This window comes from Allobosea sp. CER48 (assembly GCF_044752385.1).
Classification (GTDB): domain Bacteria; phylum Pseudomonadota; class Alphaproteobacteria; order Rhizobiales; family Beijerinckiaceae; genus Allobosea.
Genome location: NZ_JBIWYK010000050.1, coordinates 1 through 11,333 on the forward strand (window position 1 = coordinate 1; position 11,333 = coordinate 11,333).

Annotated in this window: 13 protein-coding genes; 9 read left to right on the top strand and 4 right to left on the bottom strand. The window is 67.6% G+C overall.

Annotated elements, in window-relative coordinates; translation table 11 throughout:
• Positions 1 to 534 (bottom strand): RluA family pseudouridine synthase (locus tag ACIPIA_RS03790; RefSeq protein WP_400506843.1); only part of this gene is annotated, 534 nt, incomplete at its 3' end.
• Between the two features lie 157 nt (positions 535 to 691).
• On the opposite strand from ACIPIA_RS03790, the gene ftsY reads away from it, so the two are divergent.
• Genes ftsY through ACIPIA_RS03810 form a run of 4 tightly spaced genes read left to right on the top strand, consistent with a single transcriptional unit; the run spans position 692 to position 3,783 of the window.
• Positions 692 to 1,960 (top strand): signal recognition particle-docking protein FtsY, encoded by a 1,269-nt coding sequence (gene ftsY / locus ACIPIA_RS03795; RefSeq protein WP_400506823.1) that lies wholly within the window; start codon positions 692 to 694, stop codon positions 1,958 to 1,960.
• A complete protein-coding gene (locus ACIPIA_RS03800; protein WP_400506825.1) occupies positions 1,957 to 2,592 on the top strand; it encodes a septation protein A in 636 nt (211 codons plus the stop codon). Before ftsY ends, ACIPIA_RS03800 begins: the two co-directional genes overlap by 4 nt.
• Before the next feature lie 16 nt (positions 2,593 to 2,608).
• Positions 2,609 to 3,073 carry an MbcA/ParS/Xre antitoxin family protein gene (locus ACIPIA_RS03805; RefSeq protein WP_400506827.1) on the top strand — a complete coding sequence of 155 codons (465 nt, stop codon included), beginning with the start codon at positions 2,609 to 2,611 and terminating at the stop codon, positions 3,071 to 3,073.
• 17 nt (positions 3,074 to 3,090) lie between these two features.
• Positions 3,091 to 3,783, top strand: a complete 693-nt coding sequence (locus ACIPIA_RS03810) for an RES family NAD+ phosphorylase (RefSeq protein WP_400506829.1) — start codon at positions 3,091 to 3,093, stop codon at positions 3,781 to 3,783.
• A gap of 3 nt (positions 3,784 to 3,786) precedes the next feature.
• On the opposite strand, the gene ACIPIA_RS03815 is transcribed toward ACIPIA_RS03810, so the two are convergent.
• The gene (locus ACIPIA_RS03815; RefSeq protein WP_400506831.1) at positions 3,787 to 4,572 is read right to left on the bottom strand and encodes an SDR family NAD(P)-dependent oxidoreductase; all 786 of its coding nucleotides are present in this window, start codon (positions 4,570 to 4,572) and stop codon (positions 3,787 to 3,789) included.
• Positions 4,573 to 4,752: 180 nt separating this feature from the next.
• On the opposite strand from ACIPIA_RS03815, the gene ACIPIA_RS03820 reads away from it, so the two are divergent.
• Positions 4,753 to 5,127, top strand: coding sequence for a YkvA family protein (locus tag ACIPIA_RS03820; protein ID WP_400506833.1), 375 nt, complete (start codon positions 4,753 to 4,755; stop codon positions 5,125 to 5,127).
• Positions 5,128 to 5,197: 70 nt separating this feature from the next.
• Here ACIPIA_RS03820 and ACIPIA_RS03825 read toward each other — a convergent pair whose 3' ends face one another.
• On the bottom strand, positions 5,198 to 6,172 hold the full coding sequence (locus ACIPIA_RS03825) for an NADPH:quinone oxidoreductase family protein (RefSeq protein ID WP_400506845.1): 975 nt from the start codon (positions 6,170 to 6,172) through the stop codon (positions 5,198 to 5,200).
• A gap of 189 nt (positions 6,173 to 6,361) precedes the next feature.
• Here ACIPIA_RS03825 and ACIPIA_RS03830 point away from each other — a divergent pair, with 189 nt between their 5' ends.
• The 3 genes from ACIPIA_RS03830 (at position 6,362) to ACIPIA_RS03840 (ending at position 8,810) form a co-directional block, all read left to right on the top strand.
• The gene (locus tag ACIPIA_RS03830; RefSeq protein ID WP_400506834.1) at positions 6,362 to 6,973 is read left to right on the top strand and encodes a hypothetical protein; all 612 of its coding nucleotides are present in this window, start codon (positions 6,362 to 6,364) and stop codon (positions 6,971 to 6,973) included.
• Between the two features lie 127 nt (positions 6,974 to 7,100).
• Positions 7,101 to 8,327: a dual-specificity RNA methyltransferase RlmN gene (gene rlmN / locus ACIPIA_RS03835; RefSeq protein WP_400506836.1), complete on the top strand. Its 1,227-nt coding sequence runs from the start codon at positions 7,101 to 7,103 to the stop codon at positions 8,325 to 8,327.
• Between the two features lie 3 nt (positions 8,328 to 8,330).
• Positions 8,331 to 8,810 carry a hypothetical protein gene (locus ACIPIA_RS03840; protein ID WP_400506838.1) on the top strand — a complete coding sequence of 160 codons (480 nt, stop codon included), beginning with the start codon at positions 8,331 to 8,333 and terminating at the stop codon, positions 8,808 to 8,810.
• A gap of 6 nt (positions 8,811 to 8,816) precedes the next feature.
• Here the strand turns inward: ACIPIA_RS03840 and ggt are convergent, their stop codons facing one another.
• Positions 8,817 to 10,553: a gamma-glutamyltransferase gene (gene ggt, locus ACIPIA_RS03845; RefSeq protein ID WP_400506840.1), complete on the bottom strand. Its 1,737-nt coding sequence runs from the start codon at positions 10,551 to 10,553 to the stop codon at positions 8,817 to 8,819.
• Between the two features lie 125 nt (positions 10,554 to 10,678).
• Between ggt and ACIPIA_RS03850 the strand changes: the two genes are divergently transcribed.
• Positions 10,679 to 11,281 (top strand): LemA family protein, encoded by a 603-nt coding sequence (locus tag ACIPIA_RS03850; RefSeq protein WP_400506842.1) that lies wholly within the window; start codon positions 10,679 to 10,681, stop codon positions 11,279 to 11,281.
• The last annotated feature ends 52 nt before the right edge of the window (positions 11,282 to 11,333 follow it).

Sequence of the window (11,333 nt, forward strand, 5' to 3'; positions counted from 1 at the left end):
TGGGCCGCCCTCTCGCGGCGCGGTGCCGTAGATTTCGTCACCGAGCATGGGCCAGCCGGAGGCCTGGCAATGCACGCGCAGCTGATGTGTCCGGCCGGTCAGCGGCTCCATGGCGAGCCAGGCGATCGGGCCGGTTTCGTCGCGTCCGCGCCCCAGCACCCGGTATCGCGTCTGCGAGGGCAGGCCGGCGGGGTCGACCTTCATCCACCAGCCGCGCTCGGGCGAGCGACGGCCGAGCGGCAGGTCGATCAGCCCTTCATCTCCGGCAGGTTCGCCCTGGACGATGGCCCAGTAGGTCTTGCCGATCCGGCCGTCGCGAAACATCTGGTTGAGCTCGGCCATGGCGCGGGGATGCCGGCCGAGGATGAGGCAGCCGGAGGTGTCCTTGTCGAGGCGGTGGGCTGCTTCCGGTCGCCGTGGCAGGCCGAAGCGCAGCGCATCGAGATAGTCGGTCAGGACGGGCATCTCCTGGCGCTTCGCCTGCGGGCCGCGATGGACGGGCAGGCCGGCCGGCTTGTCGATGACGAGCATCATGGCGTCGCGGTAGAGCAGCGGCACCGGCAGCTCGGTGTCGATTTGCCCCGGGGCTTGCGAATTTTCTGGTCGGTCCGGCCTTGCCATGGCATTGCGCTAGCGAAGCCGGCCCGGCGGCGCAACCAAAGATGGCCGCCGAACCGAAGACAGGATGGCGATGAGCGAGACCGAACCGAAGAAACGCGGCTTCTTTTCGAGGCTGTTCGGGCGCGATGAGGAGCCGGCCAAGCCGGCGCCCGCCCCGGAGGCGGTGACCGAGCAGACCGTCGAGCCGCTCGAGGAGCCGAAGCCGGAAGCTGAAGTGATTGCTCCTCCGCCGGCCCCTGAGGCGGAAGCGCCTGCCGTCGAGGCGCCGGTTGCCGAACCTGCGCCTCCGCCTGTCCCGGCCGCAGAGGCCGCGTCTGCGGTCGAGGCGGAGCCTGAGCCGGAGATTGCCGCAGCGCCGCAACCCGAGCCTGCCCTCGCTCCCGAGCTAGCCCCCATTGCCGCCCCGCAGCCGAAGCGGAGCTGGTGGCGGCGCCTGACGGAAGGCCTCTCGCGCACCTCCTCGGCGCTGACGACGGGGATCACCGACCTCTTCACCAAGCGCAAGCTCGATGCCGGCACGCTCGAGGATCTCGAGGATATCCTGATCCAGGCCGATCTCGGCCTCGCGACCTCGGCCCGCATCGCCAAGGCGGTCGGCGAAGGCCGTTACGACAAGCAGATCGAGCCCGGCGAAGTGAAGGCGATCCTGGCGCGCGAGGTCGAGACGATCCTCCTGCCGGTGGCGCAGCCGCTTGCGATCGACGCCACGAAAAAGCCGTTCGTGCTGCTGATGGTCGGGGTCAATGGCTCCGGCAAGACCACCACGATCGGCAAGCTCGCGGCGAAGTTCCGTGCAGAGGGCAAATCCGTGATGCTCGCTGCCGGCGATACCTTCCGCGCCGCAGCGATCGAGCAATTGCGGGTCTGGGGCGAGCGCACCGGCGCCGAGGTCGTCTTCGGCCAGCAGGGCGCCGACGCCGCGGGGCTCGCCTTCGAGGCGCTGCAGAAGGCCAAGGCCAACGGCACCGACGTGCTGCTCGTCGACACGGCCGGCCGGCTGCAGAACAAGCAGGGTCTGATGGACGAGCTTGCCAAGGTCGTGCGCGTGATCCGCAAGCAGGATCCGGGCGCTCCGCATGCGGCGCTGCTCGTGCTCGACGCCACTGTCGGCCAGAACGCGATCAGCCAGGTCGAGGCCTTCCGCGAGACTGCCGGCGTGACCGGGCTGGTGATGACGAAGCTCGACGGGACGGCGCGCGGCGGCATTCTGGTCGCGCTCGCGGCGCAGTTCGGCCTGCCCGTGCATTTCATCGGAGTCGGCGAGAGCGTCGACGATCTGGAGCCGTTCTCGGCGCGCGACTTTGCTCGCGCCGTGGCGGGATTGGGAGAGGCGGCGTGAGCGAAACCACTCAGCAGGTGCCGGTCCAGGCGGCCAAGGGCAAGGCGGTCAGCCCCTTGCTCAAGCTCGCGCTGGAATTCGGCCCGCTCGCGATCTTCTTCTTCGCGAACTCCTATGGCGACCGGCTGTTCGGCGTGGCCGAGGACCGGCGCATCTTCGTCGCCACCGGCATCTTCATCGTCGCCTCGCTGGTGGCCTTGGCGCTGTCGCGGGTTCTCATGGGCTATCTGCCGCGCATGGCGATCGTGAACGCGATCGTCGTCACGGTCTTCGGCGGGCTGACGCTGGCGCTGGACGATGCCTTCTTCATAAAGGTCAAGCCGACCATCGTGAACGCGCTGTTCGGCTCGGTGCTGCTCGGGGGGCTGCTCTTCGGCCGGTCGCTGCTCGCGCTGGTGCTGGAGACGGTGCTGCAGCTCGACGAGGAAGGCTGGCGCAAGCTGACCTTCCGCTGGGGGCTGTTCTTCTTCGTGCTGGCAGTGATCAACGAGGTGGTCTGGCGCACGCAGACGCAGGATTTCTGGGTCGCGTTCAAAGTCTGGGGCGTGATGCCGCTGACCATGGCCTTTGCGCTGGCGCAGACGCCGTTGATCCTGAAGCACGAGATCAAGCCGGCCAAGAACGAGGACTAGCACGCAATCGCTGCCCTTGCCATTTGGCATCTTTGTATCCATTTTATGCCAAATGGAGAACAATGCCATGGCAGGCCTGCTGCGCGTGGAGACGGCCCAGCGCGATTTCGCTCCCGATCCGATCACGGATGAGGAGGCGGCTGCCATGTTCCGCGCCATTGTGAACCTGTTTCGGCTCTGGCGCGTCACCGACGAGGACGCGGCGGTTCTGATAGACCTGCCCGTCCGCAGCTACCGTCGCTGGAAAGCGGGCGAGATCGGTCGAATCTCGCGGGACGGCAAGGCGCGGCTCTCGAACCTCATGGGCATCCACAAGGCGCTCCGGCTGATCTTTGTCGAGCCGCAGCGGGGCTATGATTGGATCAAGCGCGCCAACACGGAATTCGGCGGCAAATCGGCGCTGGAGGTCATGCTTGGCGGCGAACTCACCGACCTGATGCGGGTGCGCCGCCTGCTCGACGCAGAACGGGGCGCCTGGTGATCGATCCGGCGAGCCTGATGGTCACAGAGATCGAGTGGCGCGGGGCGGTGCGGATCATCCGCAGCATCTTTCCCCCGATCGACCTGTTCGAGGACATCGCCGATCCCGCGGACTGGCCGCTACTGATCGCGGCCGAACAGAAGACCAATCCGCGGCTGATGGAGACGATCGGCAATCTCGACCTGGTGCCGGTCGACCGGCGCGTGTCGGGCCCCGGCGCGACCTGGCTGATGGCGCCCTTCACCCATGTCAGCCTCGACCGTCCAAGCCGTTTCAGCGAGGGCAGCTTCGGCGTGCTCTATGCCGGGGATCGCTTCGAGGTCGCGTTGCTCGAGACGATCCATCACCATGCCCGTTTCATGCTCGCGACAGCGCAGCCTTCCGGCTGGAGCTCGCAGTTCCGCGAGATCGTGCTGGACGTCGACACGGCGCTGCATGACGTCCGGGCGCTCGGATCCGAAGCCGCGGTGCTGCTCGATCCGGCCGATTATTCGTCTGGCCAGGCACTGGGGGGCCGGCTGCGCGACCTTGGCTCTGCCGGCGTGGTCTATCCAAGCGTCCGCTGCACCGGCGGCGAATGCGTCGGGCTCTTCTATCCCGACGGGGCAAGCCACCCGGTTCAGGGCCGGCATCTCGACTATCACTGGAATGGCGAGCGCGTGGACCTCTACCGGGATCGCAGCGCCGGCGAGGTCTACCGCATCGTCTGAAGCCTATTTCGGCGCGAGGCGGATCGCACCGTCCAGGCGGATCGACGTGCCGTTCAGCATGTCGTTCTCGATGATGCTGCGGGCGAGCGCGGCGTATTCGGCGGGGCGGCCGAGGCGGGAGGGATGCGGCACCGAGACGGCAAGCGAAGCCTTGGCGTCGTCCGGCAGGCCGTCGAACATCGGCGTCTCGAACAGGCCAGGCATAATTGTGACGATGCGAATGCCGACCGAGGCAAGATCGCGGGCGATCGGCAGCGTCATGCCCGCGACGCCGGCCTTCGATGCGGCATAGGCGGCCTGGCCGATCTGGCCGTCCTCGGCGGCGACCGAGGCCGTGCAGATGATGACGCCGCGGCCGCCGTCCGCCGTGATCGGATCGAGGCCAGCCAGGGAGGCGGCGGATTTGGCGATGACGCGGAAGGTGCCGACGAGGTTGATCGCGACCGCCTTCTCGAAGGTTGCCATGTCGTGGGCGACGAGTTCGCCCGTGTCGCGCTTCTTCGAGACGACGCGACGGCCCGGCGCGATGCCCGCGCAGTTGACGATGATGCGGGCTACGCCATGGGCGGCACGGGCCTTGGCCAAAGCTTCGTCGACCGAGGCCTCGCTGGTGACGTCGCACTGGGCGAAGACGCCGCCGATTTCCTTGGCGATCGCCTCGCCCCGCTCCGCATTGAGGTCGAGCAGCGTGACCTTCACGCCCTGGTCGGCGAGCATGCGGGCCGTTGCCTCGCCGAGGCCTGAGGCGCCGCCGGTGACGATGGCGGCGAGGGAGGAATCGAGCTTCATGGTGCGCTTCCCGTCCGGTCTGGTTCTGGAGCCGGTTTAGAGGGCGTTTCCTGTCGCTCCAAGCGGGTTTTCCTGCCGGCCTCTTGTGCAGGATTGCGACGGGGCCATCTTTCGACATGGCGCGCCGCATTCAGGCGAGCGATCATTGGCGTCATCGGGACGCGAAGGAGCGAGACAGGAATGAGCGAAGGGTTCAGCGCTAGCTTCAGCCGCGAGGAGATGGAGGCGATCCGCAAGAGCCTGTGCGACGAGGCGAAGTTCGGGTCCGATTTCATGGTCCGGCTCAAGCACGTAGCGAAACGAATTCCGTTTGCCGAGGATCTGCTGGCCGCGTGGTTCTGCGCGCGCGATCCGGCGACGCCGCGGCGTGTGCGGATGACGCTGCTCGCAGCACTCGGTTATTTCGTGCTGCCGGTGGATGCCATTCCCGACATCATGCCGTTGCTCGGCTTCACCGACGATGCTGCGGTGATCGCGGCTGCGATCGCCGCCGTCGCCGGCTCGATTACGATCGAGCATCGGGAGCGGGCGAAGAAGGCGCTTGCGCAGCTGTAGGGCTTGTCGCCATCGCATCAATTCGATCCGAAAGGCGGATTCCGCTTTTCGGGTCGATGCCGGGGCTCCGTCACGGCGTCAGGACGATCTTGCCCTTGGCCTTCCGGTCTCCGATCAACGCATAGGCTTCCGTCCAGCGCTCCAGCGGGAAGGTGGCATGGACATGGGCGCGGATGTGGCCGCCTGCCGCCCATTCCACGAGGCGCTCCATGTTGCGGCGATGCGCGGCGGGCTCTCGCGCAACGAACTCGCCCCAGAAGACGCCGCGCAGGTCGCAGCCCTTGAGCAGAAGCAGGTTGAGCGGAATCTTCGGGATCTCGCCGCCGGCGAAGCCGACGACGAGATAGCGCCCTTCCCAGGCCATCGACCGCAGGGCCGGCTCGGCCAGTTCGCCGCCCACCGTGTCGTAGAGGACATCGACCCCGCGCCCATCGGTGAGCTTCTTCAGGGCGGCACGGATGTCGTTCTGCGCATAGTCGACCTCCTCCTGGGCCCCGTGCTCGCGGGCCAGCGCGAGCTTGTCGGGCGAGGATGCGCAGGCGACGACATGCGCGCCGAGCAGCGCGCCGATCTCCACGGCCGCCAGCCCTGCCCCGCCGGAAGCGCCGAGGATAGCAAGAGTTTCGCCGGCCTTGAGATGCGCGCGCTGGATCAGCCCGTGCATCGCGGTGCCATAGGTCACGAAGAGGCTGGCTGCCTGGGCATCGTCGAGCCGGTCCGGCACCCGCACCAGGGCTTCGACCGGCGCCGCGACCTTCTCGCGGGCGGCACCGAAGCCGAGCCAGGCCGCGACCCGCTCCCCGATCTGCCAGCCGGTGACGCCCTCGCCGAGAGCGGCGATGGTGCCGGCGCATTCGGCGGAGGGAGAAAAGGGGAAGGCCGGCTTGCTCTGGTAGCGCCCCTTGATGATCAGCGTGTCGAAGAAGTTGAGGGCCGCCGCCTTCACGGCGATGACGACCTCGCCCGGTCCTGGCTGCGGGTCCGACAGGTCGCGGATCACGAGTTCCTCGGCCGGTCCGTGATGTTCGCAGAGCAGGGCCTTCATCGCCGATCCACCGTTGCAATTCTTGCCGTCGAACTGTGCCATGGCTCGCTGGCGCGGGGAACGGCCAGGCCGCGGCACCGTTCGTATTTTCGCCAGGATCGTGACACTCTACTCCGCCGTCCCGCGCGATCCGCTCCTTCAGCACGTGGTAAACGCGGTATTAAGTTTTTTAGTGACTGATGGCGGTCCATGATCAAGTCCTTCTTCCGCACCCGCGACGCCGCTCGTTTCCGCATCGCCGCCGCGCTCGGCCTGGCTGCTGGATCGCTTGCCCTGGCCACTCTGCCGGCCGAGGCTGCCCCGGCCAAGCCGAAGCCTGCCGCGACGGCTGCAGCCACGCCTGCCGCAAGCCCCGGCCAGGGACAGGCGATGCTGCTGGAGACGGCGGGCAAGTGGCAGGCCTTCTCGTCCCAGCAGGGCCGTTCCAAGGTCTGCTACGCGCTGGCCAAGCCGGAGAGCCGCATGCCGGCGAATCTCAAGGACGTCGAGGGCATGCTCTTCGTCTCCAGCCGGCCGGGCGAGGGCGTGCGCAACGAGATCAGCTTCGTGATGAATTTCGACGTCAAGGAAGGCGTCGAGCATCAGGCTGTCATCGGCAATGATCGCTTCGCGCTGGTCGCCAAGGGCCAGAACATGTGGCTCAAGAACCCGGCCGAGGAGACGCGCATGCTCGACGCGATGCGCCGCGGCTCCGGGCTGGAGATCAAGGCGACGTCGAAGCGCGGCAACCCGACCGCCGACAAGTACTCGCTCGCGGGCATCAGCCAGATCGTGAAGCGCGCCGAGGACGCCTGCAAGTAAGTCAGCCGGCGGCACGCAACGCGCGCATGCCGGGTTCGGATTCGACGGGATTTCCGGTTTTCCGGGTTTTGTGCTAGGGGAGCGGCGAAATCCCGCGCCTTCCCGTATGGGCGACGACAGAGCTCCGATGATAGTGTCCGTCTCCGCTACCGCCGCTTCGGCGGCCGAAACCGTTTTGCGACGCCTCTCGCTTGTGGGGCGCACCCGCGCCGGCCTCTCCGAGGCGCTTGCCGAGATCGGCGTTCCCGAGAAGGAGCGTCGCATGCGCGTCGGCCAGCTCTGGAACTGGATCTACCATTACGGCGTGCGCGAATTCGACGCGATGACGACGATCAGCAAGGGGCTGCGCGGACAGCTGGCCGAGCGTTTTTCGCTCGACCTGCCGACCGTCACCGCCGAGCAGGTTTCGACTGATGGCACCCGCAAATGGCTGATGCGCATGCCTTCGACCGGCCCGCATGACCGCGGGGCGGAGATCGAATGCGTCTACATCCCCGAGGTCGATCGCGGCACGCTGTGCGTCTCCAGCCAGGTCGGCTGCACGCTGACCTGCACCTTCTGCCATACCGGTACGCAGCGCCTGGTGCGCAACCTCAAGACCGAGGAGATCGTCGCGCAGCTGATGGTGGCGCGAGACCGGCTCGGTGATTTCCCGAACCGCCAGCCACCGGAAGGCGCCTTCGTGCCGAATGATGGCGGGCGCTTCGTCTCGAACATCGTCTTCATGGGCATGGGCGAGCCGCTTTACAATTTCGACGGCGTGCGGGATGCGATCGGCGTGATCACCGACGATCAGGGCCTGTCGCTCGGGCGCCGGCGCATCACCGTCTCGACCTCGGGCGTCGTGCCGCAGATCGGCCCGCTCGGCGAGGAGATGGGCACGATGCTGGCGATCTCGCTCCATGCCGTGCGCGACGAGCTGCGCAACGAGCTGGTGCCGCTCAACAAGAAGTATCCGATCAAGGACCTGCTCGAGGCCTGCCGGAACTACCCGGGCTTGTCGAACGCAAAACGGATCACGTTCGAATACGTCATGCTGAAGGGCGTGAACGATTCCGACGCCGAGGCGCGCGAGCTGGTGCGGCTGCTCAAGGGCATCCCGGCCAAGATCAACCTGATCCCGTTCAATCCCTGGCCCGGCACGAAATACGAGTGCTCCGACTGGGACCGGATCGAGCGCTTCTCCGAGATCGTCTTCCGCGCGGGTTATGCTTCGCCCGTGCGTACGCCGCGCGGACGCGACATCCTGGCTGCCTGCGGCCAGCTCAAGAGCGAGACCGAGAAGCTTTCCGCCCGCGCCCGCCTGATGCTTGACGAGGCGCAGGCTGCAGCTCCCGCTGTCGCCGCGGAGTAAGCCTTGCTGCGCTGGATTCTGCTGATTCCGTTCGCCTGCCTGGTGGCGATGGGCGCGGGGCTCTTCTTCCTGGCCATGGCGAGCGTCGCCTCGCCGGCCGTGGCACTGCTGATCGGTGGGGGGATCGAGCGTCTTCTCGACATCCTGTTCGGCCTCGCCGAGAGCGGCATCGATCCGGCGCCGGCTGCGCAGGCGGCGTTCGCCCTCATCGGCCGCCTGGGAATGGCGATCATCGTCGCGCCGGTCGTGCTGGTCGCCGTCGGCAGCGAGCTGTTCCGGCTACGCAGCGGCCTGCTGCAGAGCGGGCTGACCGGGCTGCTTGCAGCGCTGCTGCCGCTCGCGATGCTCAGGCTGTCGCGCGCGCCGAGCTCGGCCGAGATCCAGATCATCTCCGGGCTCTTCCTGGTCGGTGCGGCGACAGGCTTCGTCTACTGGCTGATCGCCGGGCGCGGAGCCGGCGGCGAGAGGCCGGCTCAGCCGTAACCGAACTCAGTCCCCGATCGCGACGCCCTCGCGCCGTCCGTCGGCGCCGCCGAGCAAGCCTTCCGGCGTCTTGACGATGGCCTGGGTGCCGGAGGTCATTTCCAGCAACCGGACCTCGTGGCCCTTCGCCTCCAGCGCGGCCTTCCAGTCTTCGGCCTCGGTGCCCTTCTCCAGCTCGGTCGGGCCGTTACGGCTGCCGAAATTACCGAAATCGACCGCCTGCTGCGGATCCATCCTCCAGTCCAGCAGGGCGACCAGCGTCTTCCCGACATAGCCGATGATCTGGCTGCCGCCGGGCGAGCCGACGACGGCATAGAGCCGGCCGAAGGCGTCGAAGACGAGTGTCGGCGCCATCGAGGAGCGCGGGCGCTTGCCCGGCTCGACGCGGTTGGCGACCGGTTTGCCGTCCTCCTCCGGCGCGAAGTTGAAGTCGGTGAGCTCGTTGTTGAGCAGGAAGCCGCCTTTCGTCATCAGACGTGATCCGAAGCCGTCCTCGATCGTCGTGGTCATCGCGACGGCATTGCCGTCGGCATCGACCACCGAGATGTGGCTGGTGCCGTTCTCGATGCCGTCCGAAGGGGCGAGAAGCTGGGCGCGCCGGTGCGGCGGATCGCCGGCCTTGGCCTTGCCCATCGAGCGATCGGGGCTGACGAGGCCGGCACGCGAACGGATGTAGTCCCGGTCGATGAGGCCACGCACGGGCACGCTGATGAAGGCCGGGTCGGCCAGGTAGAGCGCCCGGTCGGCGAAGGCGAGGCGCCCCGCCTCGCTGAACCAGTGCGCGGCCTCTGCGCCTGGACCCATGCGGCGCAGATCCTGACCTTCCAGCACGCCCAGGATCTGCTGGAGCGCGACGGCACCGGAACTCGGCGGACCCATGCCGCAGAGGCGCCAGATGCGATAGCCACCGCACACCGGCTCGCGCTCCTCGACCTTGTAGGCGGCGAGATCGCCGAGCGTCATGTCGCCGGGGTTGGTGGGGTGTCCCGTGACGGTCGCGACGACGTCCTCGGCGACCGGACCCTCGTAGAACGCCTTCGCGCCCTGGGCGGCAACGCTGCGCAGGGTCGCCGCGAAGGCCGGATTCTTCAGGATGGTGCCGACCGCTTTCGGCTTGCCGTCCGGCTCGTAGAAATAGGCGGCCGCCAGTTCATTCTTCGGCAGGTCACGTTCGCCGGCAAGCAGGCCGTTGAGGCGCGGGGAGATCGCGAAACCCTCCTCCGCCAGCTTCAATGCCGGTGCGACGACGTCGGGCCACGGCAGCTTGCCCCAGCGGCGATGTGCCTCCTCAAGCAATTTCAACGTGCCGGGCACGCCGACGGAACGGCCTCCGATGACGGCGTCGCGGAACGGCATCGGCTTGCCGTCCCTGACGAAGCGGTCGGGCTTCGCCGCGGCCGGCGCCGTTTCGCGCCCGTCCAGTGTCGTAACCTTGCGGGCAGCTTCGTCCCAATGGACGAAAAAGGCGCCGCCGCCGATGCCGGAGCTCTGGGGCTCGACCAGATTGAGCACGAGCTGGACGGCGATGGCAGCGTCCGTGGCGCTGCCGCCGGCTCGCAGGATGTCGCGCCCGGCAGCGGCCGCGAGCGGATTGGCGGCGGCGGCCATGAAGCGCTGAGCCGTGCCCAGCGTCTTGGCGCTGCGCCCGGTTGCTGCCTCGGGAGGCGCCGCGAGCGTCTGGGCGGAAGCGATCTGCGCTGTCAGCAGGGCTGCAGTCAGGGGGAGCAGGAGGGGCAGGCGCATGGCTCATCTCCGAGGACGGCGGCAGAATAGGCTATTCGTCGCGGCCTGCCAGCTTGGACCGAAGCGCGGCGACAGGTAGAGTTCCGAATCGAACCGTCGTGACGTTGCCAAAAGGGGTTTTGGGCATGTCGTTCTCCGCGAATCTTCGCCGCCCGCTAGGCTGGCTCGTCCTGGGTCTCATCGGCATTGCGCTCGCTGGTTGCGGCTACAACAACGTGCCGACGCTGGAGGAAAAGGCGAAGGCGGCCTGGTCCGAGGTGCAGAATCAGTATCAGCGCCGGGCCGACCTCATTCCCAACCTCGTCGAGACGGTGAAGGGCTATGCCGCGCAGGAACGCGACGTGCTGACGGCGGTCATCGAGGCCCGCGCCAAGGCGACGCAGGTCAAGGTCGATGCGTCGACCATCAACGATCCCGCGAAGTTCAAGGAATATCAGGACGCGCAGAATCAGCTCACCGGCGCGCTCGGGCGCCTCCTGGTCACGGTCGAGCGCTATCCGGAGCTGAAGTCGAACCAGAATTTCCTCGCCCTGCAGTCCCAGCTCGAAGGCACGGAGAATCGCGTCGCAGTCGCGCGGCGCGACTACATTCAGGCGGTGCAGGCCTTCAACACCGAGATCCGGACCTTCCCGGGGGTGATCTGGGCGAAGCTCTTCTGGGGTGCCAAGCCGATGGAAACGTTCACCGCCACGGCCGGCGCCGAGCGGCCGCCTGCAGTGAAGTTCTGACGCGCCCCGCATCATGCTGGCCGCCGCGCCATGCCCGGGCCTGACCCGGGCA